Annotated in this window: 20 protein-coding genes; 14 read left to right on the forward strand and 6 right to left on the reverse strand. The window is 57.0% G+C overall.

What is annotated here, in order from left to right:
- The first annotated feature begins 80 nt into the window (after positions 1–80).
- On the forward strand, positions 81–479 hold the full coding sequence (locus ACR0NY_RS00220) for a hypothetical protein (protein WP_170339299.1): 399 nt from the start codon (positions 81–83) through the stop codon (positions 477–479).
- Positions 480–573: 94 nt separating this feature from the next.
- Here the strand turns inward: ACR0NY_RS00220 and ACR0NY_RS00225 are convergent, their stop codons facing one another.
- A complete protein-coding gene (locus ACR0NY_RS00225) occupies positions 574–765 on the reverse strand; it encodes a PLD nuclease N-terminal domain-containing protein (RefSeq protein WP_093961670.1) in 192 nt (63 codons plus the stop codon).
- A 187-nt stretch (positions 766–952) separates the two neighbouring features.
- On the opposite strand from ACR0NY_RS00225, the gene ACR0NY_RS00230 reads away from it, so the two are divergent.
- Entirely contained in the window at positions 953–1,807 is an 855-nt protein-coding gene (locus ACR0NY_RS00230; protein ID WP_170339297.1) for a formate/nitrite transporter family protein, read from the forward strand.
- Positions 1,808–1,973: 166 nt separating this feature from the next.
- Here the strand turns inward: ACR0NY_RS00230 and ACR0NY_RS00235 are convergent, their stop codons facing one another.
- Positions 1,974–2,258: a DUF883 family protein gene (locus ACR0NY_RS00235; protein ID WP_170368232.1), complete on the reverse strand. Its 285-nt coding sequence runs from the start codon at positions 2,256–2,258 to the stop codon at positions 1,974–1,976.
- Positions 2,259–2,381: 123 nt separating this feature from the next.
- On the opposite strand from ACR0NY_RS00235, the gene ACR0NY_RS00240 reads away from it, so the two are divergent.
- The 7 genes from ACR0NY_RS00240 (at position 2,382) to ACR0NY_RS00270 (ending at position 9,717) form a co-directional block, all read left to right on the forward strand.
- Complete coding sequence (locus ACR0NY_RS00240) at positions 2,382–2,543, forward strand: DUF1328 domain-containing protein (RefSeq protein WP_170339293.1); 162 nt, start codon at positions 2,382–2,384, stop codon at positions 2,541–2,543.
- Between the two features lie 51 nt (positions 2,544–2,594).
- A complete protein-coding gene (locus ACR0NY_RS00245) occupies positions 2,595–4,220 on the forward strand; it encodes an acetolactate synthase large subunit (protein ID WP_170368233.1) in 1,626 nt (541 codons plus the stop codon).
- A 69-nt stretch (positions 4,221–4,289) separates the two neighbouring features.
- A complete protein-coding gene (locus ACR0NY_RS00250) occupies positions 4,290–4,790 on the forward strand; it encodes a Dps family protein (protein ID WP_170368234.1) in 501 nt (166 codons plus the stop codon).
- A 124-nt stretch (positions 4,791–4,914) separates the two neighbouring features.
- Entirely contained in the window at positions 4,915–5,289 is a 375-nt protein-coding gene (locus tag ACR0NY_RS00255) for a YidH family protein (RefSeq protein ID WP_093961676.1), read from the forward strand.
- Positions 5,290–5,838: 549 nt separating this feature from the next.
- Positions 5,839–7,371, forward strand: coding sequence for a phospholipase D family protein (locus tag ACR0NY_RS00260; RefSeq protein WP_170339286.1), 1,533 nt, complete (start codon positions 5,839–5,841; stop codon positions 7,369–7,371).
- 393 nt (positions 7,372–7,764) lie between these two features.
- Positions 7,765–8,841 (forward strand): PLP-dependent cysteine synthase family protein, encoded by a 1,077-nt coding sequence (locus tag ACR0NY_RS00265; RefSeq protein WP_170368235.1) that lies wholly within the window; start codon positions 7,765–7,767, stop codon positions 8,839–8,841.
- Positions 8,842–9,114: 273 nt separating this feature from the next.
- A complete protein-coding gene (locus tag ACR0NY_RS00270) occupies positions 9,115–9,717 on the forward strand; it encodes an alpha/beta fold hydrolase (RefSeq protein WP_302478010.1) in 603 nt (200 codons plus the stop codon).
- 193 nt (positions 9,718–9,910) lie between these two features.
- Here the strand turns inward: ACR0NY_RS00270 and ACR0NY_RS00275 are convergent, their stop codons facing one another.
- Entirely contained in the window at positions 9,911–11,236 is a 1,326-nt protein-coding gene (locus ACR0NY_RS00275; RefSeq protein WP_170368514.1) for an HlyD family type I secretion periplasmic adaptor subunit, read from the reverse strand.
- Complete coding sequence (locus ACR0NY_RS00280; RefSeq protein ID WP_170368236.1) at positions 11,233–12,972, reverse strand: type I secretion system permease/ATPase; 1,740 nt, start codon at positions 12,970–12,972, stop codon at positions 11,233–11,235. Before ACR0NY_RS00280 ends, ACR0NY_RS00275 begins: the two co-directional genes overlap by 4 nt.
- A gap of 213 nt (positions 12,973–13,185) precedes the next feature.
- Between ACR0NY_RS00280 and ACR0NY_RS00285 the strand changes: the two genes are divergently transcribed.
- Positions 13,186–14,745, forward strand: coding sequence for a fasciclin domain-containing protein (locus ACR0NY_RS00285; protein ID WP_170368237.1), 1,560 nt, complete (start codon positions 13,186–13,188; stop codon positions 14,743–14,745).
- 201 nt (positions 14,746–14,946) lie between these two features.
- On the opposite strand, the gene ACR0NY_RS00290 is transcribed toward ACR0NY_RS00285, so the two are convergent.
- Positions 14,947–15,981, reverse strand: a complete 1,035-nt coding sequence (locus ACR0NY_RS00290) for a zinc-binding dehydrogenase (RefSeq protein WP_170368238.1) — start codon at positions 15,979–15,981, stop codon at positions 14,947–14,949.
- 51 nt (positions 15,982–16,032) lie between these two features.
- Complete coding sequence (locus ACR0NY_RS00295) at positions 16,033–16,905, reverse strand: TauD/TfdA dioxygenase family protein (protein WP_217354836.1); 873 nt, start codon at positions 16,903–16,905, stop codon at positions 16,033–16,035.
- 120 nt (positions 16,906–17,025) lie between these two features.
- Between ACR0NY_RS00295 and ACR0NY_RS00300 the strand changes: the two genes are divergently transcribed.
- The 4 genes from ACR0NY_RS00300 to ACR0NY_RS00315 all read left to right on the forward strand — a co-directional run bounded on the left by ACR0NY_RS00300 (position 17,026) and on the right by ACR0NY_RS00315 (position 21,300).
- Entirely contained in the window at positions 17,026–17,898 is an 873-nt protein-coding gene (locus ACR0NY_RS00300; RefSeq protein WP_170368239.1) for a LysR family transcriptional regulator, read from the forward strand.
- A 238-nt stretch (positions 17,899–18,136) separates the two neighbouring features.
- Entirely contained in the window at positions 18,137–19,555 is a 1,419-nt protein-coding gene (locus ACR0NY_RS00305; RefSeq protein WP_170339274.1) for a circularly permuted type 2 ATP-grasp protein, read from the forward strand.
- A 2-nt stretch (positions 19,556–19,557) separates the two neighbouring features.
- On the forward strand, positions 19,558–20,499 hold the full coding sequence (locus tag ACR0NY_RS00310; protein WP_170363773.1) for an alpha-E domain-containing protein: 942 nt from the start codon (positions 19,558–19,560) through the stop codon (positions 20,497–20,499).
- Between the two features lie 3 nt (positions 20,500–20,502).
- Complete coding sequence (locus ACR0NY_RS00315) at positions 20,503–21,300, forward strand: transglutaminase family protein (RefSeq protein ID WP_170363772.1); 798 nt, start codon at positions 20,503–20,505, stop codon at positions 21,298–21,300.
- The last annotated feature ends 11 nt before the right edge of the window (positions 21,301–21,311 follow it).

A 21,311-nucleotide genomic window follows, 5' to 3' on the forward strand; every position in this document is an offset into this window, starting at 1 on the left:
TTCCGTTGCTGTGTCATAGTTTATTGCGGTGCTGCGGGATTGCCCTACGGTGGCATCGAACAGATTTCAGGATGGTATTGATGAAAGTCTCTTCCCGCAGCGTAGCAGATGTTTTGATTGTTACGGAAAACTTTATCGAAGCAGCGGACATCAGTGATGCCGTCCCCGGAGTTTCGCCCGATCGCATTGTCCATATACGCGAGCTGCACGCGGGTGGGCACTTCTGGCAGGATCCCCAATTCGCCCCGGTCTTAGGCGTTCTGAGCTATCGCAGAAGTGAGACGTCATTCAACGCCGTCGCGCGGCTGTTGGTTGAACGCGGCAGTGCACTGTTGCTGTTGGACCCGTCCCCCGAGGTGCAAGCTCAATTTGAATGCGCGGCTCTGACACGGCCTTTCACGGCCGCGGATATTGCCCGCACGATTGCATCCATTGATTTCAGTGGGAACGGCTTGAAGATCGGTTCTGATCCTGGGTGAAACGGCGCAGGGCGCATTGTGCCCCCAATATCCTTGAACGAAAAAAGCGCGGCCGATGCCGCGCTTTGTTTTGTACTGACAATTTCCGAACTGATCAGATCGCGCTGCGCGCGGCCTTCGGGCCAAAGATCAGCCAGCAGATGAATCCGATGACCGGAAGCAACAGAACGAAAAGGACCCACAGGATTTTTGCACCGGTCGTCGCAGACGAACCGATGATCGAGATAATGGCCCAGATCGACAAAACCAGGACGATCAGACCGCCAATGCCATATACTTCCACCATACCGAAGTTCCTTTCGAATTACGTGTCGTTGTTCCTACGAGGATACAACGCGATAGGTGGCTGAAAGTTCCCGACAAAGATCTGGGTGTGGTACCTGTTCTCGTAGAAGTCTTGAGGATTTCTTCGCCTGACGGAACCAAAACGACCGGCAGAACGTTGGGATTGAAGGTCGATACATGAGGTCAAAATGTCCGATACACACGAAGCGCCGCGAAAAGATCTTGTCGAGAAAGAAAGCGAGCGCGAAGCGGTCGAAGAAGCGTCGGGGCTGTCTCCGCGCCTGATATTCGAGACCATCCGCCAAAACGGCGAGGAGGAACTGGATCGGCCGACCAAAGCGTTGTTCTGGTCCGGGATTGCCGCAGGAGTGCTGATCAGCTTTTCGGTGCTGGGCGAAGCGATCTTGCGGGCACATCTGCCCGACACCAGCGGTCGGTTCCTGATCGAGAACCTGGGCTATTCTCTCGGCTTTGTTCTGGTCATTTTGGGGCGGATGCAGTTGTTCACCGAGAACACCATAACGACCGTCGTTCCAGCCATGATTAATCCGTCTGTTGCCTGCTTCACCAAAACCGCGAGGTTGTGGGCAATCGTTCTGGGTGCCAATGTGCTTGGGGCGTTTGCGATATCTGCCTTCCTGATCCATACGCCTGTGTTGTCGCCCCAGCTCGTCTCAGTCATCAACGACCTGAGCCATCACGCCACCGGCATGGGCGCCCGGGTTGGCTTTCTGCGCGGAATACCGGCAGGGATCCTGATTGCGGCGATCGTTTGGATGCTGCCATCGGCACAAAACAACGAGGTGCTGGTCATTGTAATCTTCACCTGGATGATTGCGGCCGGTGACTTTACCCACGTCGTTGCCGGATCGGTGGAAATGGCGGTTCTGATGCTTCAGGGGCAGTTGCCAGTAGGCGCAGCCGTTTTCAGCTTTTTCCTACCCGTTCTCGCCGGCAACATCATCGGAGGAACCGCTGTCTTCACGATGCTGGCCTACGCCCAGATCAAACCCGAAATAGAAGAAGACCCAAAGCGCGGCTGAGGCGCTTTGGGTCGTTGGGATGGCGGGCTGGTTGGCGTGGCATTGACGAATAGCGCTGTCAGCGATTCCTGATGAAAAACCAGATCAGTAGACCGGCCAAACCCAAGCCGAGCATGGCCGGCAATACGTATTCGATGCCCATATCGGTCGCGGTGTACCGCGTGTTCTAACCGCGGTCCGCCTTGCGCAACGCGAGGCCCAGCAGGACACCCACGCCCAACGCTCCGACCATTGCCAAGCCCGGGTTCTCGCGCACGAATGCGGCACTTTTCTCGGATGTCTGTGTCAGCTGCTTTTGCGCCTCGTCGCGCGCCGTCTTCAACGTGTCACGCGTTGCGGTTACGCCATCTTCCAACGCTGATTTTGCCTCCTTGGCCGCTTCGTCGATCCGCGCCGCCATCCCGACATGGGGAGTGTCCTGAGGGGCCTTCTTCGCCGTTTTCTGTGTCATGTCAGATCTCCTTTCATCGACCCAACGCGGGCGGTCGCCAAAGGTTCCACCAAAATGATCCGGAACGAATCTGGGGTTCCAAGCGTTGACCCGTCAGTAGTCACAAAAATGAAAGGAAATCCCATGTTGTCTTGGGCGCTGATCTTTTTCGCACTTGCTATCGTTGCTGGCATCTTCGGGTTTGGCGGCATCGCATCGGCCTCGGCCGGTATCGCACAGGTCCTTTTCGTGATCTTTCTGGTCCTGTTCATCGGTTCGCTGATCTTGCGGCTGATCCGTGGGTAAACTCCGGCGCATCCGCACTCCCTGAAACAGTACCCCGAGGTTCAAAGCCCCATGAAAGATGCCGTCCATACCCAAACCGCCGCCGAATTGCTGATTGCCTGCCTCGAGGCCAACGGCGTGACCTGTGCATTCGGTGTTCCGGGTGAGGAAACAACCGATCTGATCGCCGCAATCGACCAGTCGAGCATCGACTTCGTCCTGTGCCGGCACGAGCAGTCGGCGGCGTTCATGGCATCGGTTCACGGTCGATTGACGGGGAACCCGGCGGTTTGCCTTTCGACGCTTGGACCTGGAGCGACCAACCTTGTCACCGGTGTGGCTGACGCTACGCTTGACCATGTGCCGCTGATCGCCCTCACGGGACAGGGGGCGCGGTCCAGGCTGGGCCGCGAAAGCCATCAGATCATCGATCTTGAAGCACTCTTCGCGCCAGTCACCAAGTTGAGCCGAACGCTGATGGTTGCGGATGAAATCCCCCAAGTCGTGGCCGAGGCCGTGCGATTGAGCAAGCTCGACAAACCCGGAGCCGTCCATCTTTCCCTGCCCGAAGATCTGGCCGAGGTCCCGATTCTGGCCGAACCTTTCGTGGCGCCGCCGCCAGCCGAGGTGCGACCGGCGGCCGATGCGGTCATCCGTTCCGCGCGCCTGCTGGCCGAGGCGAAAAAGCCCTTGATCCTTGCGGGACACGGGGTGATCCGATCCGGCACCGCAAGCGACGTTCGGGCACTTGCAGAAAGCCTTTCTGCCCCGGTCGTCACGACATTCATGGCCAAAGGCGTTTTGCCTCCGGGGCACCCGCTCTCGCTGCATTCGATCGGTCAGCCGGGCAAGGAGTTGGCGTCTGAAGCCTTCGACCTGTGCGACCTGATCATTGCCATCGGGTTTGACCCGGTTGAATATCCACCCTCGAACATTTCGATAGGCGGTAAGAAGCCGGTTCTCGAGATCTCGGACGTGGCCTCGACTGTTGATGTGGACTGGCCGGTAAAGGCCGCTCTGACAGGCGACCTTCCGCACTGCATCGACGTTCTGGCGAAGGCCACGGCCGAACGTCCCACGCAAAGCTGGTTCAAAGATCTCCAGCGGAGGATTGACGCCTCGCTGGAAGGTGGACCAACACCTCCCGATGCCGCTTGTGTCGCGCCGTCGGACATTTGTCAGGCGATTTCCGAAACGCTTTGCGAAAGCGACGTTCTGTTGTCTGGCGTTGGCCTGCACAAACTTTGGGTCGCCAGCAAGGTTCAAGCGCGCCGGGCGGGGCAAATCATCATTCCGAACGGCCTGGCCGGTATGGGCCTTGCGCTGCCCGGAGCGATCGAGGCGGCCCGTCTGTTGGACGAGGGTCGGGTGATCGCCGTTTGCGGTGATGGGGATTTCCTGATGAACGTCCAGGAGATGGAGACGGCGGCCCGGTTGTGCGTGCCCGTAACCGTTCTGGTCTGGGAAGACAACGGCTATGGTCTGATCGACGAAAAACAACCTGGTGCGCGCGAGTTTTCCTTCGGCAACCCCGATTGGGAGTCGCTGGCCCGATCCTTTGGCTGGGTCTACCACGATATCGAAAGTCACAGCAAACTTGCTCCTGCGCTGCAGGCGGCGGCTGACGTCGCCGTTCCAACCCTGCTGCGGGTGTCGGTTGACTATTCGGCTGATGGCGGGATGCCGACTGTCACCTGATTTTTCCGCCGAAAGTGGAACCATATCCGGCTTTGGGCGTTTCTTCCCCAGTAGAAAAAAGGAGTTGTCATGACCGACGCATTGAACGTTGTCCCGAACGAAAACCCCGTTTCGACTGGCGTGCGCGACACCGCGCCCTTGGCCAAGGGTCTGGCTGATGTTCTGGCCGACACCTACCGGCTGACTTTCAAGACACATGCGTATCACTGGAACGTGGAAGGCCCGCTGTTCTATTCGATCCACAAGCTGACGGAAGAACAGTACGAAAACATGTTCGCCGCCGCTGATGAGATCGCGGAACGCATTCGCGCGCTGGGCCATCTGGCGCCCTCGCGGATGTCCGACATCCTGGATTTCTCGGCCATCAACGATCGCGAAGGGGACCTGTCCGCCGCCGAAATGATCGAAGATCTGGCTGCTGATCACGAGCGGGTGGCGCACCGCCTGCACGCCCTGACCGAGCTTGCAGGAAGCCGCAAAGACGTCGTGACCGAAGATCTGGCGACCGAATGTTCGGCATTTCATGAGCAGGCAGCGTGGATGCTGCGGGCGATCTCGAAATCAAGCTGACGGGGTGACCGGGCGCGTGTGTCGTTTTGCGACCCAAGTGTGCGCGTTTATGGTCTTGTGCAGGCTTGCCGAAAAACCGGCAAGCCTGCACATTCTGATCTGGTGACCAGTCCAAAGGGCGGCAATGTCTGAAAAAAACACAATAAGCCAAAACTTGGCCGAAGAGCGGACCGACTGGGCTGAAGACCGCACCATTTTGGCAAATGAGCGTACATTTGCGGGATGGATGAGAACCGGAATGGCATGCGTGGCCATCGCCCTTGGCCTCAAGGCCGTATTTTCCGCCGTCGAGCCCGAGTGGCTGGCGAAAGCCGCAGCCACTCTTTTTGTGTTGATCTCGCTGCTGATCTATTGGGGAGCGTGGATGAACGCCCGCCGCGTGTATTCCCGATTGGAAGCGCACAGCGCCCAACCGGCATCTCGCTTCCACTTGCAACTGGTTGTCGGAAGCCTGTCCCTAGGTTCAGTCGCGTGTTGCCTTGTGTTGTGGTTGGTTTAGACGCCCTTGTGCCGTCGTTGTTTGACTTCGTTTACGGTGCGGCCAAAGAAAGCCAACCCTAATTTCCCGCTTGCCTGATCCCCAGTTGCTCTGCCTGCACTGGTCCAGGAAAAATCCAGCTTTCGGCGGTCCAATGCCGGGGAGCAGTGCACTAATTTTTGTTTGTTTTTTGCAGCATCGAAATTTTGGGCTCGAAGTGGCCCTTCGCGGAATTGCTTTGTGACCTCTCATTGGAGCTATCGGCCGTTTGCCCAATAGCTCGGGCTATTTAGAACGCGTCGATAGAACGAACCCTGACTTCGCGCCCGTATATCTTGTCTTCTGTGCACATTCCAAATTCAGAGCTTCTGAGGTTGCGGTTTGCCTTGCGATTTTGGACAGGGTGCTTCGTCAGGCGATCAAATTTTTTAGTATGACAGGCTGACTGGCTTTGAGCCGCAATTCCTCTGGAACGACACGACTCCAAGAAACCTCCCCACCTTTCTCGGAACATACTTGCAATCGTGCCTCTTGGCGTAGTCACCTATGAGCGACGAGCGGAGGAAGTCGATGAAGCCTTGGACAATCATGTTTTGTGCGTTCTGCACATTCGCTCTTGTCGCTTGTACCCCGAAAGTTCGTACATATGAGAAGGTTAATTCGGTTTCATTTTCGGCTAGGACAAACAACGCACTTGGGCAGGCGGCGACCCGGCTTGGGGACCCAAAAGACGGCCGGTCCGGTGTCAAATTGATCAGCGACGGTGAACAAGCCTTGGTGTCACGGCTTCTACTCGCTGCAGCAGCTGAACAATCGATCGACGCTCAATACTACCTTTTGCATAACGACCCGACAGGTCATCTCTTTGCGGCCAGTCTTTTGCAGGCGGCGGACCGAGGCGTACGTGTTCGCTTGCTTTTGGATGACATGGACACATCCGGATATGACGCGATGACAGCCGCATTGGACTACCACGAGAATATTGAAATCCGTCTGTTCAATCCTTTCTGGCGCAATCAAAGCCTGATTATCGCCGGGCTCACGGATTTCAAGCGGATCAATCGCAGAATGCACAATAAGTCGATGACCGCAGACAATGTGTTCACAATTGTCGGTGGCCGGAACATAGGCGCCGAGTACTTCCTGGCACGGGAGGAAATGAACTATGCGGATCTGGATGTTCTGGCAGCCGGTCCCGTCGTAAATGAAGTTTCCAAAAGTTTTGACGAATATTGGAACAGTGAGTTCGCGGTTCCGGCCCGCGTGGTCGTCGGGCAACCTGAAGAATTTTCGCTTGGCCAAGCGCGAAGCAGACTGAATGAGCTCGTGGAGGCGGCAAAGCGGACCCAGTACGGCGAAGCTCTCAGAAAATCTGCAAGGGAGAGCTTTGCAGACGGCACGCTTTCCTTGGATTGGGTGCCTGCAAAACTCTACGCCGACCCGCCTTCCAAAGCCGCAGGGCTTGATAACTCAGATCCAATTCTCGCGTCGCAACTGCTGCCTTACTTCGAAGGTGCTGACAGGGAGGTCAATATCGTTTCGGCCTACTTCGTGCCACGCAACAACGGCGTGAAGTGGATGACCGAACTGGAAAACCGAGGTGTCGAAGTCAAAGTCGTAACCAACTCGCTTGCTTCAAACGACGTAGCGCCAGTCTATGCGCACTACGCCAAGAAACGCCGGGCGTTGCTGCGCGGTGGGGTCGAGCTTTATGAATTGCGGCCTGACGCTTATCAGGTCCAACGTCGTGGAATAAACTGGGCTCAATCTCGGTCAGGTCTTCATTCCAAAGCGTTCGCTGTCGATGACCGATATCTGTTTGTCGGTTCGTTCAATTGGGACCCTCGTTCAGTCAACATCAACACGGAAATGGGCATTCTCATCGACTCTCCGGCGCTGACCGCACAAACCATGGGTGCTTTGGACGATGCGCTTCCAGCATATACATATCATGTGACGCTGGAGAGTGCTGGCCAACTTAAATGGAGAACCCGGGGCGAGAACGGAGAAGTTCTCGAATATGACTCAGAACCAACCGGTTCGGCATGGGATCATATCGTAGCTGGATTTTTCAGTATTTTGCCAATCGGCTCTCAGCTTTAGTGGCTTCGGAGAGGGCCTGTGAGAGCGGAGACGCGCAACCTCGCCCCCTATCCGGGAAATCGGTCGAGTGCTTGGAGTGAGCCACGTTCTCGAAGGTTCGGTCAGGCGCCCAGGTCAGCGCGTCCGGTTTACGGGCAAGTTTATCGATGCAGAAGGCGGCAGTCATCTCCAGGCAAATCGCTTCAATGGCCCTCGGCGGTCCAGACGATTGAGCCTAATGGCGGCAACTCTAGGGCAATCTAATCGATCAAGAAATTGGGTCACGCGTGTCTGACTTGCTCGTGCTTCGAGAAGGTCCGTTCTTCTGCTGTGCTGTCGACGTTCTATCAATTGCATCGCGCTTGTGGCAGTCTTCGTCGCATTTGAAGAAAAGTGGATAAGTAGGAGGGGCAGATGGAAATTCGAACCACATCGGGGCGCGGCCGTCTATACGACAGCGTCTTGGACACGGTCGGCAACACGCCGTGCATTCGCATCAACAAAATCGCGCCGGCCAACGTGACGGTCTACGTCAAGTTTGAAGCCTTCAACCCCGCGGGCTCGGTCAAGGACCGCCTTGCGCTGAACATCATCGAAGCTGGTGAAAGGGAAGGTCGGCTTAAACCCGGGCAAACGGTCGTCGAGGCTACCTCGGGAAATACCGGGATTGGTCTTGCGATGGTATGTGCCGCAAAGGGTTATCCGCTTGTGGTCACTATGGCTGACAGCTTCTCGGTGGAACGCCGCCGGTTGATGCGGTTTCTTGGGGCCAAGGTTGTGCTCACGCCTCGTGCGCTCAAGGGTTTTGGGATGTACTCCAAGGCCAAGGAGTTGGCCGAGGCAAATGGCTGGTTTCTCGCCAGCCAATTCGAGACAAGCGCCAATGCCGACATCCACGAGGCCACGACAGCGAGGGAAATACTAAGCGATTTCGAAGGAGAGCGGCTGGATTACTGGATCACCGGTTATGGAACAGGCGGTACCGTTTCGGGCGTGTCGCGCGTGCTCAAGCGCGATCGCCCCGACACCAAGATTATCCTTACCGAACCTGCAAACGCTGCGATTGTCGGGTCTGGCTACGTGAACACCCGCAACGAGGCCCATCAGCCCACTGAGAGCCATCCGGCCTTCGAGCCGCATCCCATTCAGGGCTGGACGCCCGACTTCATCCCGTATGTGCTTCAGGAAGCTCTGGACAATGCATATTATGATAAACTGCTCCCTGTCGCCGGAGCGGATGGTATTGCCTGGTCCAGGCGTCTGGCCGCAGAGGAGGGGATCTTCACCGGAATCTCAGGGGGATCCACATTTGCCATCGCAATGGAAGTGGCCAAAAGCGCCCCGGACGGATCGGTGATGCTGGTGATGCTGCCCGACACAGGCGAGCGGTATCTTTCGACACCGCTGTTTGACGGGATTGCCGAAGATATGACGGATGAGGAACGAGCGATTTCCATGTCGACACCAACGGCGCAAATGCCGTCTGAGTGAGCCAGGTCTCGTCGCTCATCGATCCGGGTATTAGAACGTTCGATCTGTAGCGTTGATGCCGTCGGAAATTCTGCGGACAACGTGGTTATAGCAATGCGTGGCTGGACGATCAAACGCTCCGGTTGGGTCGCGCTGCAGAAGTTGAACCGACTTCAACGGATGGCTGCCGAGTGTCCTGTATCATCGCCTGTGCGGGTGCATACTGACCTATTGCGTTGATCGAGAAAGCCTGTCGGTGACCAAAGACTGTCTACTCAGTGGGAAGCGCAGAAGTTGCAACGCCAACTGAGCAGTGTTCGGGCGCCCTTCCGCAGGGCGGATTGGGTGATCCAGCACCTCCGCAGCCTCAGGCTGGGGGTGTATCATCTTCTGGGGCATTCGATGGGCGGCATGATCGCTCAGGAAATCGCCCGGCGGGATTTTGAAAGGGTGGACCGGTTGGTGCTGTACGCAACCGGCGCGATTGGCGTTTTGCCCGGGCGGTTCGAGACCATTGAGGAAAGTAAGAAGCGTGCGGCAGAGGACGGCCCCGCCGCAACCGCCCATCGGATCGCTGCAACTTGGTTTCTGGATCGTGAAGCCGCACAAGGGTTTGAGCACTGCGCCGCCGTCGCCGCGCAAAGCAAACTGGCTGCAACAAACGCTGGCCTGGACGCGATGTACTCTTGGTCCGGAGAGCAGAACCTCAGCCAAATCCGGCAGGAAACACTTGTGCTTTGGGGCGATCGGGATCGGACTTATCCGTGGAGTCAGACTCAGTTGCTTTGGCAAGAAATCTCCAAGACCTCGCTTGCGGTCGTGCCGGGTTGCGCCCATGCGGTTCATCCCGAGAAAACTGAACTATTCCAGCTTCTGGTCTCCGACTTTCTTGAGTGATGGGCACTGCAGGCGGCAGGGCGCTCTGCAGGAAACAGCCGAGTTCGAGCTGTTGAAGTTTCATTGGCGTTTATTCAAGAGCCAAGCGGGTTTATCTTCGTGCCGGTCTAAGCGCACGTGTTTCCCGCGCAGGGCCGGAAAGACCTATGTGAATCGCTCGTGGCTTGATTTGACGTCGGCAAAGGGCCCACACTCAAGTCTCACGAAACGCTTTCGCAAAGTAGTCGCTGAACGGTTTGATCAGGTAGGCAATCGGTGTTCTGTCCTGCGTCCGTATGAAGGTTTCGACCGGCATTCCAGGAACCAGAGGTGTTTCCGCGGGCAGTTTTTTCTGCTCGCCGGCATTCAGTGCGATCTCGGCCGTGTAGTAGGTCTGGTTTGTCGAAGCTTCCTCGAACGCATCCGCAGAAACCAGGGTGACCCGTCCTGTCAATTCGGGCGTCTTGCGCTGATCCATGGCCGAAAAGCGCAAAACGACTTCTTGTCCGACGAACATCTGGTCAACGTGAATGGGGTCGACGCGGGCACTTATGATCAGCGGACGATCCTGCGGAACGAGGTGCAATACCGGTTCAGCCGGTTTCACAACCGCGCCAAGGCTGAAGATGTTCAATCCATGTACGACCCCAGAGACCGGCGCCGTGATTTCAAGGTTGGCGATACGCTCTGCGATATTCGTCGTTTCCTCGCGTAATTCCAGTTCCCGATACCGCAGGTCCCTGAGGCGGGTAATGGCATCTTCGCGGCGTTTGCTTTGCAACTTGAGGATTTGAATCTCGATTTCGGTCTTTCGCCCCTCGGATTCCGCGATACGGGCAGTCAGATCACCCATCGTGCCGCTCAAGCGTGCTTCTTCCCGTTGCAATGACAGAACGCGGGATGCGGGGGCCAATCCGCGTTCAAACAAGGATTCCTGATCCGTCAGTTCCTTTCGTATCAGGTCCAGCTGGGTGGCAAGCGCCAGTTTTTGAGCATCAATCCCGACAATCTGACTGTCGATCTGACCAACTCTTTTGAGTTGCTGATCAATCTCCTGCGCGATGGATTCCTTGCGCGCCACAAACAATCGTTCCTGCCCATAGACCAAGTCCGCGATGTCGATGTCCAAAGATGCGGCTTGCTGAAGTATGGGATCAAATCGGATTTCTTCGGTTCCGTCTCTTTCCGCCTCAAGACGACCACGGCGGGCCATGAGTTCGTAAAGCTCTTTTTCGGCGATCGCCAATTTGGTAGCAAGGTCATTGGATGCCAGCTTGATCAGGACGTCACCGGCCTCGACCAAGGACCCTTCGTCGACAAGTATCTCGGCCACCACGCCGCCATCCGGGTGTTCCACAACCTGTTGATTTTGATCGACTTCAATTCGACCGCTGGCAACGATTGCCCCGGCAATATTGGTCGTGAAGGACCAATACCCAAAGCCCCCAAGCAACAGCATCAGACCCACGAGACCCACGAGCACTGGTCCGCGCGCTGACCAGGAAGGGGACGAGTTTACGTCGGACCGTTCCGGTTTCATTTCAGGCCTCCCTGTCTGGCGGTTTTTGCGATTTGTTCGTGGTTGATAACGAGTTTCCGAAGCACGTCTTTCTTGGCGCCGAAGTCCCGGACGGTGCCGTTTTCCAGCATTATCAGCTTGTCGCATTCCTGGATTGCGGCCGGTCGATGAGCCACGATCAACACGGATTTTCCGTTTGCCTTGAACTCTTCAATTGCGCGATTGACCGCGGCACTGCCTTCCACGTCGAGGTTTGAATTTGGTTCGTCCAGCACGAGCAGCACGGGGTCTCCGTACATGGCGCGGGCAAGGCCGATACGTTGCATCTGACCACCGGACAGTTGCCCTCCGTTCGCCGATACGTAGGTGTCGTAGCCATCAGCGAGCCGCAGTATCATCTCATGCGCATCTGCTTTCTTTGCGGCTGCCACGACGGCGGCATCGTCCGGCTCGGGCGCCATTCGGGCAATGTTTTCGGCAATGGTGCCGTCGAACAGCTGAAACCGCTGCGGAAGATAGCCGATAAGGCTGCCAAGTTCGGTCGAGCCGTATTGATCCAGCGCGGCGCCATCCAGTCGGATTGTGCCGCTGTGCGGACGCCATACGCCAGTCAAGGATCTGGCGAGTGTGGACTTCCCCGCGCCGGATGATCCAATCAAGCCAACTGCTTCGCCTGGGTTCACGCTGAACGAAACGGATTTCAGAGCGGCTTGCCGTGAGTTCGGCGGAAAGACGGTCAGGTTTTGAACAACCAACTTGGCTTTGGGTTTCGGCAGTCGCGTATTCACACGTTCGGGCGGTACGGTGCCGAGCAGTTCGGCCAGATTGTCCCAGCCTCTTTTTGCGGTCTGAACCAACTGCCATTGCGCCACAAGCTGCTCCATCGGTGCCAGCGCCCGGCCCAGCAGGATTGAGCTGGCAATCATTGCGCCTGCAGTCAGTTCCCCCTGAAGCACAAGAAATGCACCTACACCAAGGATGGCCGACTGCAAAAACAACCGGAAAGTCTTTGTTACGTTGGCAAAGCTGCCACTTACATCTGCCGAGCGGATCTGCTCCTTCAGCGCCCGGTCGCGCAAGGTCTTCCACCGCGTATAGGTCGCATCGCGCATACCCATCGCCTCAACTATTTCGGCTTCGTTCCGCAACTGGTTGGACATCGCTTCGGACGAGGCGACAGCACGGCTGGCGTTCGACATGGGGCGTGCCGAAAAGACTCGGTTCAAGCCGGTCAGTGCCAAGATGACCAAGCCACCCAGCGCAGCGACAGCACCAAGCCAAGGGTGGAATATCCAGATGCCCAAAAGGAAAACGGGCGTCCAAAACACGTCAAAAAAGGCCATTGGAACCGGAGAAGACAAAAGCCGCTGAACAGCCTCAAGATCGCGCAGGCCGGTTTCCGTTTGATCGTCCGGAGCGACCGAGGCTTTGCGCTGCACCGCCTCGAATACCCGACGGTCAAGCCGCGCCTGGAATCGGGCCGCGACGCGTCCGAAAATCCTCCCCCGAGCATATTCAAGCAGGCCCAGAATGCCGTACAAGAACGCAACAAGCACCGAGAGAGCGACCAGCGTTTCCACCGATCGGCTGCCCAAAACCCGGTCGTATACCTGCAGCATATACAATGGCCCGGTCAGCATCAGAAGGTTGGTGAAGCAACTGAGAACACCGACAAAAACGTACAGCCGCCAGCTTTCTCGACGCACTTCGCGAAGTTCCTGACGCCCCGTCTCGACTACGAATTTGGGTTTTCCCATTGGCCGTCACCTTTGATCTCAACTGATGACCGATACGCTGATCTGACCCGGTTGGATTTCTTTTTTGGTTTCGGCCTCAGTGGGCGCGGGAACGATCCACACGGTACCGCCGGGGACATATCGTGGTTCAGAAATATTTGATCCGAACGGCCTGTGCGCTCCGTACCAGCGGTAAGCCAATCGTTGGCTTGCAAATCTCAGGTGGAGGAAAATATGACGACAATTGCAGGAATTGCCGCAGGAAATCCAAGCTTTAGCATTCTTGTCGCAGCAATAGGTTTTATCGATGACCAGAAGGGGACTGACTACCTTGGTGTCCTCAGTGGAACTGCCGGTGACCCTTCTGCGACCTACACGGTTTTTGCCCCGACAAACGCGGCATTCGGGCAGCTTGCAGCTGATCTGGGTTTTGCGGGCGACGTTACTGACACCGCAGCCGTAACCGCATTTCTGACCTCTCTGAACGAAGATCCGGTGGAAACCGCAACGCTGCTTGAGACGATCGTCACCTATCATGTTGCAGCAGGCACCCAAGGGTCGTCCGAGATTGCGTCGGCGGGTTCGGTGACCTCACTTCAGGGCGGAGTGATCGACGCGTCCGAACTGCCGACACTTGGCGATCTGGAGCCGGACCTCATCAATCCGTCGCTGGTGCAGACAGACATCTTGGCGGACAATGGCGTGGTCCACGTGATTGATCGCGTTCTGCTGCCGATCGATCTGCCAGGCAATGACGCCCCGACGATTACGGAAACCGTTCTTGCGGTAAGCGGCGCATCCGGTTTTGACGAAAACGGGGGTGATTTCGACATTCTTCGAGAAGCTCTTATCGCGGCTGATCTGGCGGGCGCCCTGAATGACCCGAATGCCGACCTTACCGCCTTCGCGCCGACCGATGACGCGTTTATCGCGCTCTCGAACTCGCTGGGATACGAAGGCAGTGATGAGGGCGGGGCATTTGCATACCTTGTTGACGCACTGCGTTTGCTCAACGGCGGAAACGATCCCATCGAGCTGTTGACGACGGTGCTGACCTACCATGTCTCGGGTGAAAGCCTGCAGGCCAGCCAGGTTCTGGCGTCTGAGGAAATCGAAACGCTCCAGGGTGGAACGATTGGTGTGGATGCCGAGACCCTTACCCTGGTCGATGCCGATCCGGACGTTCAGGATCCAAGCCTCATCGCGACCGACATTCAGGCGTCGAACGGTGTGATCCATGTATTGAACGGCGTTCTGCTGCCCGCCGATCTGCTGCAATCTGACGGTTCAGGGGCAGTCGATTTCGTCATCGGAGACGACGGTCGCGAAGTTATCCGAACAGGTCGGGACAATGACCTGATCGATGCCAAAGGCGGCAACGATATCGTTTTCGCAGGAAGTGGTGACGATCTGGTTCTCGCCGGTGACGGTCGGGACAAAGTTTTCGGCGGTAAGGGTGACGACACCCTGAACGGCGAGGGTGGAAACGACATCATCTTCGGCGGCCGTGGAAATGACGAAATTTCTGGCGGTGGCGGAAACGACAAACTCATCGGCGGCTCGGGCTCCGACAGCTTCGTCTTCGAACAAGGCGGCGGTCATGACACTGTGTTCGGCTTTCGCGCAGGTCGCGACAAGATCGACCTCAGCGCATATGGCTTCACAGATTACGAGGAAGTCGAGGATGCGATCAGCGGCCGTTTCTTCAAGACCAAGATCGATTTGGGAGACACGGAAATCTCGTTGTTCGGCGTCCGCGCCAGCAGCCTAGACGAAGGTGATTTCATTCTCTGATAGGCAAGCCCGCCTGGACCGACCAAAACTGTTTGGGCGGGCTTTTCTTGTTGAAACGGCTTCACAATATTTTTCGGGAACAGTGTTTTGGCGTGTGTGTGGCGACAGCCCGGGCAAACGACGTTACTCGCCTTAAGTTATTATTTTTAAATACTTTAACTATTTGGGTCCGCGTGCATCCTGCAAGGCACAGACACCCAATCAAGGTCGAAAACTTGTGATTACGGCGGTGCCGGGCGAGGTCGGGCCACGCATCGCGCGAAGCTCACCGCTGGCATCCTCAAGGCGGACCTCTCGGGCCACCATCGGCTGTATGTCAACGTTACCCCGCTCGATCAGTCCAAGCAGACGCGGGTACTTCCAGGACGGCATGCCCCGGGTGCCAAAAACCGAGAGCTGTTTGGAATATATCGCGCGCATGTTCATGCGCATCCAACCTTCACCCGACGGCATCCCAATCTGTACATGACGGCCCAAGATCGCGAGGCACTCCAGCGAAGCGTTCGTCGTTGTTTCGATGCCCAGAGCTTCGATGGAAACCTGCGCTCCTCCACCGGTGATATCCAGGATCGCGGTCGCCGCATCCTCTTTGGATGCATTGACCGTCGCGTCCGCGCCGTGGAGTTTTGCGTGCTCGAGTTTCTCATCGACCACATCCACCACGACAACCCGGCATCCCAACATTTTCGCAAGCAAGAGAACGGAAAGACCAATTCCACCGGTTCCATGGACGGCAACCCATTCGCCCGCAGCAACATCTGCTCGGTCCGTCAAAGCATGCCATGCGGTGGTGACGCGGCAGCCCAGGCCGGCGGCGAGGGCAGGGGAGAGTGTGTCTGGCAGGTGAACCAAGTTATGGTCGAAGGGCACCGCAACATATTCCGCATAGGCGCCCGGTGCGCCAAATCCGGGAACGATCTGGTTGGCGCAGGTATTCGACACTCCGGTTTGACAGGCATGGCAACTGCCGCAGCCCAGGATGAATGGGGCGATGAGGCGATCACCCACTTTGTGTTTCGCATTGGACCCGGCCTCGACCACGGTGCCACAGTATTCGTGCCCTAGGATGGAGCCGTTTTGAACTTTCGGGTGGGCACCGGACCAGCCGTGGTAGTCCGAGCGGCACACGCCGCAGGCGGCGACCTCCAAGACCACTCCGTTGTCGGGGCAGGTTGGGTCCGGGACCGTTTCAATCGAAAGGTCCTCGTTGAACTCTCTGACGACTGCAGCTCGCACTTCGCGCTCCCAAAATGGTTTCTTCGACCCAGAAATCCCGTCCCGTCAGAACTAGACGGGTCGGTCGCCTTTCACGGTTACACGCCGCCCCTTTCGTTCCGCGGGCCAATAGTCCCAGATGGCGCGATGCATACAGCAACGATTGTCCCAAAACGCCATATCGTTGAGCGACCACCGGAACCTGATTTGATAGTTGATCTGTTCGGCATGCTCGAAAAGCATGTTGAGGATCGCCTCACTTTCCTTGTCCGACAAGCCGATAATCTTCGTTGTGAACGTTCGGTTGACGAACAGCGATTTTCGTCCTGTCTCGGGGTGAGTTCTGATGATCGGATGAATTGCTTCGGGGCAATCAATATCGGCGTCCTTTTGGCCCCGGTCGCTGTACCGGCCCTTGTATATGTGCTCGGACCTGTGGAGGGCGGACAGGCCGTCGAGCATGCTTTTGATCGGTTCGGACAGATCGTCGTAAGCCGCATACATATCGCTGAACATGGTGTCCCCGCCGCAAGGCGGGGCAATGTGGATTTGAAGCATTGTACCCAATGGGGGCGTTTCATCACATGACACGTCCGAGTGCCAGAACTCACCGTTGGCCACCTTTGAATTCTTGGTGGCATGGATCTCGAATATCTCCGGATACCCTTCCATCGTTGGGGCTGCGGGGTGTGCGTGGAGCGGCCCGAAGCGTTTCCCAAACTCGATGTGCTGCGCAGGCGGTATCTCTTTCTGCTCTTTGAAGAACAGAACCTGATAGGTGTGAAAGGCATCGCGGATTTCGGCGAACTGTTCGTCGGGCACAGGCTGGCTCAAATCGACCCCATAGATCTCGGCCCCGAGGTTCGGGGCGAAAGGCTTGGCAACGATGGACGTGTAGGTGTTGGACTTTGGGGCAACCATGGGGACCTCGGGGCGCTGTTTCATTGAGCATGTTTCGCGCAGGGTACAGATCAAAAAATGTGAACAAAAACGAAAATGATTTGATCCATCGGTGAAAATCTCTCACCTATTGTGGACCCGGACAAAGGTGGCGAGGTCTTTGAGATGAGCATTCGAGCGTTGCGAACTCTGATCGCAATACATCGGCATGGAAGCTTTCGAGCCGCATCGGAGGCCGAGCATCTGACGCCGTCGGCGGTAAGCCATCAGATGCGGAACCTTGAAGTCATGTGGGGGCTCGACTTGTTTGACCGGTCGGCGAAGACACCCAAACTGACCAGTGCGGGGCTCATGCTTGTTGAAGAAGCGGCGGCGGTCGTCGCCGCCTATGACGGCCTGACCGACAAGGTGAGATCAGACAAGGAACTTGCCGGCGAGATAATCTTGGGTGCAGTTCCAACGACTTTGACGGGTTTGGTGCCTGCTGCGTTATCAAGGCTGAAGTCAGAACATCCTGACGTGCGTGTCAGACTTGTTCCGGGCTTGACCAATCAACTGCTGTTGCAGCTGGACCGCAAGCAGGTTCACGCAGCAATCATCTCACGCCCGGATATCCTGCCGAAGTCGCTGGAGTTCTCGGAAATCGTGACCGAGAAACTGGTCCTGCTCGTCTCGGAAAATACTCCGGACCTTTCTCCCGAAGAACTGCTCGGCGCGTTGCCGTTTATTCGGTTCACTCGCGACGCGGTTGTGGGGAGGCAGATCGAGACCTGGTTGCAAAGGATGGGCATAGAAGTCAAAGACGCCATGGAGCTTGAAGGCCTCGAGGCAATATCAAGCATGGTCGCCGCTGAACTCGGAGTCTCGATCATACCTGACAATCGTCTGGCGTCTTATGACCATTTGCGGCTCAGAAAAATTCCTCTGGAGCAGTTCGGACCCCGACGCATCGTCGGTCTTGCGAGTGTGGCAATGTCACCCCGTGCCAGAATGGTAGACGCAGTCCGGGGCGCGCTGCTGGATGCGGTGGGCACCTAGTCGGTTCTCAGGCGGAGCCGTAGCCCCTGATTGCTTTCGAGGATTGCTTTGGTGGCTGCACGTCATTGAAGCCAGAAGCCGGTAGAGTGGCGGCGATGATTTTTGCTGCACCCAAAACAAGTTTCGTCATCGACGGCCGGGCTGCTGTTCGCTCGAAAACTGTGCATTTCTTGGTAGGCCGCCAACTGGAAAAGCCCGTACAACTTGCAAAGTTTGAATTGATCGTCACACTTCTCGTATGAGCGAGTATTTTGATGAGATGTTCAACGGCGACGGATCTCTCAGAGGTCCTTACGAAGAGATTGGACGTTGGTTCAATGCGGAAGATGTCTCACGGCTGAGGGCCAAACAGCGCGAAGCCGAGGAAGTATTCAGGCTGACGGGGATCACTTTCAACGTCTACGGCAAGACCGAGGCCGAAGAACGCTTGATCCCATTTGATATCGTTCCGCGCGTGATTTCAGGGCGCGAATGGCAACGTCTGGAGCGCGGTATCGAACAACGGGTTCGGGCGATCAATGCGTTTCTTCACGACATCTATCACCGTCAGGAAATCGTGCGTGCCGGTCGCGTGCCGGCAGAGATGATTGCCAGCAACGAAGCCTTCCTGCCGCAGATGCTGGGTGTCTCACCGCCGGGGCAGGTCTACACCCATGTGGTTGGCGTTGATCTGGTGCGTACCGGGCCGGATGAGTTCTTCGTGTTGGAAGACAACGCCCGCACGCCGTCCGGGGTCAGCTACATGCTCGAAAACCGGGAAACGATGCTGAAGATGTTCCCCGAGCTTTTCAGCGCCACGAATGTGCGCAATGTATCCGATTACCCCCGCAATCTGAGACGCTCGCTTGCGGCCAGTGCGCCGGCCTGCGCGGACGGCGAGCCGACCGTCGCGGTATTGACTCCGGGGATCTACAATTCAGCCTATTTTGAACATGCGTTTCTGGCCGATCAGATGGCCGTGGAACTGGTCGAGGGCCACGACCTGCGGGTTGTCGATGGGCGCGTCTGCATGCGCACCACGCGTGGTTACAAACCAATCGACGTTCTTTACCGCCGGGTTGACGACGATTTCCTGGACCCGCTGAATTTCAACCCGGACAGCGCGCTGGGCGTTCCTGGCATTCTGGACGTCTATCGGGCCGGGGGCATCACGATCGCCAACGCGCCGGGCACGGGCATTGCCGATGACAAGGCGATCTATTCCTACATGCCTGAAATCGTTGAGTTCTACACGGGCGAGAAACCCCTGCTCAAAAACGTTCCGACGTGGCGCTGCAGCGACCCCGAGTCGCTTTCCTACGTATTGGACAACCTGTCCGATCTTGTCGTCAAAGAGGTGCACGGGTCGGGCGGCTATGGGATGCTGATCGGTCCGACCGCCAGCAAGAAAGAGATTGCGGCCTTCCGTGACAAGCTCAAGTCGCGGCCGTCGAACTATATCGCGCAGCCCACATTGTCTCTCTCGACAGTACCGATCTTCGCCCGTTCGGGACTTGCCCCCCGGCATGTCGATCTGCGGCCGTTTGTTCTGGTGTCCCCGGATGGGATCGAGATCACCCCCGGCGGCCTGACGCGCGTTGCGCTGAAAAAAGGGTCCCTGGTCGTGAATTCAAGCCAAGGCGGCGGGACCAAAGACACCTGGGTTCTGGAGGACTGACCATGCTGGGAAAAACTGCTGGCGGGTTGTTCTGGATGTCCCGGTATCTTGAGAGGGCGGAAAACACGGCCAGATTGCTTGAAACAGGTCAGAGGATGGCGCTGACCCGGACCAAGAATTCCGATGCGGAATGGGGCTCGGTTCTGAAAACAGCCGGCGTTTTCGGTGGATACAGCGCCAAATATGATGAGATTTCAAAAGACAATGCCGTGGATTGGATGTTGCGTGATGCCGACAATCCATCCTCGATCAAGTCGGTCATCAAGCAAGCGCGAGATAACGCGCGCCTTGTTCGAACTGCATTGACCCATGATGTCTGGAGCGCAGTGAACGCCACGTGGATGCAGATTGATCAAGCCATGAAGCGCCGCGTGAACGAGAGAGACCTGCCGGGGACGCTGGAGCTTATTCGTCAACAGGCGGCTCTGGTTCGTGGTGCGACGCTAGGGACCATGCTGCGCAACGATATTTTCGACTTCACCCGGATCGGCACGTTTGTCGAGCGGGCCGACAATACCGGGCGCATCCTGGACGTTAAGTACTATGTTCTTCTACCCACGGCCTTTTCGGTCGGTTCGTCACTGGACAACATCCAATGGGAGAGCATCCTGCGGTCCGTGGGTGCGGGTGGTGGCTATCGCATGACCCACGGCCAGAATACCCGGCCGTCGGAAATCGCTCAGTTTCTGATCCTCGATCAGCGGATGCCACGCAGCCTGCATTTCTGCTGCAGGAAAATCCAAGAGAACCTTTCTTATCTCAGCAAAGACTATGGCTTTGCGGGGCCGTCGGTTACGGCGGCCAATGCGCTGTCCGAGAAGTACCTCGACCGGCAGATTTCCGATATCTTTGACCTTGGGCTACACGAGTACATTCAGGATTTTTTGAAGGATCTCGGAGACTTGAGCCGCCAGATTGAAGTTGACTACCGGTTCTATGAGTGACCAATGAAACTGCATATTCGCCACGAGACACGATACGATTTCGACGCGCCGGTTCCCTTTGGCCTGCAGCAGCTGAGAAAAACTCCCAAATCCTTCCGCAATCAGAATATCCTCTCTTGGAGCACCGAAGTGACCGGGGGGCGCAAGGAGCTGAGCTTTGAGGACTACCATCGCAACACGGTGGAACTGATCAGTTTCGAAGCGAATACCCAAAGCATCTCATTAATCTCCGAAGGTGTTGTCGAGGTTGAAGACACGCATGGTGTGTTGGGACGTCACGAGGGCTCGACGCCGTTGTGGCTTTTTCAGCGGAGCACGCCTTTGACAACGCCGGGCAAGGGTGTTGCAGACGTGATTGCCGCTTTGCCGGATGGTGAGCCGCTTGAGCGGATGCATGCCCTGTCCGAAAGCGTTCGGGCTCAGGTCTCCTACGAAGTGGGAGGCTCGCACCCGGACTGGAGGGCAGAAGACGCTCTCAAGGCCGGGCGCGGCGTGTGCCAGGACCATGCGCATGTGTTCATCACCTGTGCGCGGAAGATCGGTGTGCCGGCCCGCTACGTCTCGGGTTACCTGATGATGAACGAAACCGAATTGCAGGATGCCACTCACGCGTGGGCCGAGGTTCATTTGGACGGGCTTGGCTGGGTTGGATTCGACGTGTCCAACGGGATTTCACCCGATGACAGATACGTGCGTGTCGCAACCGGTCTGGACTATGCCCAGGCGGCCCCGGTAATAGGAAACAGAATTGGGGCAGCGGGCGAGCAGTTGACGGTTCAATTGCAGGTCGCACAGCAGTAACGGAGAACCTG

This window comes from Ruegeria sp. BJ5, from assembly GCF_056537865.1.

What these genes read in the sequence shown, in the direction of transcription:
- ACR0NY_RS00230 (WP_170339297.1), top strand. Translation starts at nt 953, where the DNA reads ATGTCCGATACACACGAAGCGCCGCGAAAAGATCTTGTCGAGAAAGAA.
- ACR0NY_RS00280 (WP_170368236.1), bottom strand. Translation starts at nt 12,972, where the DNA reads ATGGGAAAACCCAAATTCGTAGTCGAGACGGGGCGTCAGGAACTTCGC.
- ACR0NY_RS00305 (WP_170339274.1), top strand. Translation starts at nt 18,137, where the DNA reads ATGAGCGAGTATTTTGATGAGATGTTCAACGGCGACGGATCTCTCAGA.
- ACR0NY_RS00220 (WP_170339299.1), top strand. Translation starts at nt 81, where the DNA reads ATGAAAGTCTCTTCCCGCAGCGTAGCAGATGTTTTGATTGTTACGGAA.
- ACR0NY_RS00295 (WP_217354836.1), bottom strand. Translation starts at nt 16,905, where the DNA reads ATGAAACAGCGCCCCGAGGTCCCCATGGTTGCCCCAAAGTCCAACACC.
- ACR0NY_RS00250 (WP_170368234.1), top strand. Translation starts at nt 4,290, where the DNA reads ATGACCGACGCATTGAACGTTGTCCCGAACGAAAACCCCGTTTCGACT.
- ACR0NY_RS00275 (WP_170368514.1), bottom strand. Translation starts at nt 11,236, where the DNA reads ATGAAACCGGAACGGTCCGACGTAAACTCGTCCCCTTCCTGGTCAGCG.
- ACR0NY_RS00255 (WP_093961676.1), top strand. Translation starts at nt 4,915, where the DNA reads ATGTCTGAAAAAAACACAATAAGCCAAAACTTGGCCGAAGAGCGGACC.
- ACR0NY_RS00225 (WP_093961670.1), bottom strand. Translation starts at nt 765, where the DNA reads ATGGTGGAAGTATATGGCATTGGCGGTCTGATCGTCCTGGTTTTGTCG.
- ACR0NY_RS00235 (WP_170368232.1), bottom strand. Translation starts at nt 2,258, where the DNA reads ATGACACAGAAAACGGCGAAGAAGGCCCCTCAGGACACTCCCCATGTC.
- ACR0NY_RS00300 (WP_170368239.1), top strand. Translation starts at nt 17,026, where the DNA reads ATGAGCATTCGAGCGTTGCGAACTCTGATCGCAATACATCGGCATGGA.
- ACR0NY_RS00315 (WP_170363772.1), top strand. Translation starts at nt 20,503, where the DNA reads ATGAAACTGCATATTCGCCACGAGACACGATACGATTTCGACGCGCCG.
- ACR0NY_RS00245 (WP_170368233.1), top strand. Translation starts at nt 2,595, where the DNA reads ATGAAAGATGCCGTCCATACCCAAACCGCCGCCGAATTGCTGATTGCC.
- ACR0NY_RS00240 (WP_170339293.1), top strand. Translation starts at nt 2,382, where the DNA reads ATGTTGTCTTGGGCGCTGATCTTTTTCGCACTTGCTATCGTTGCTGGC.
- ACR0NY_RS00265 (WP_170368235.1), top strand. Translation starts at nt 7,765, where the DNA reads ATGGAAATTCGAACCACATCGGGGCGCGGCCGTCTATACGACAGCGTC.
- ACR0NY_RS00285 (WP_170368237.1), top strand. Translation starts at nt 13,186, where the DNA reads ATGACGACAATTGCAGGAATTGCCGCAGGAAATCCAAGCTTTAGCATT.
- ACR0NY_RS00310 (WP_170363773.1), top strand. Translation starts at nt 19,558, where the DNA reads ATGCTGGGAAAAACTGCTGGCGGGTTGTTCTGGATGTCCCGGTATCTT.
- ACR0NY_RS00260 (WP_170339286.1), top strand. Translation starts at nt 5,839, where the DNA reads ATGAAGCCTTGGACAATCATGTTTTGTGCGTTCTGCACATTCGCTCTT.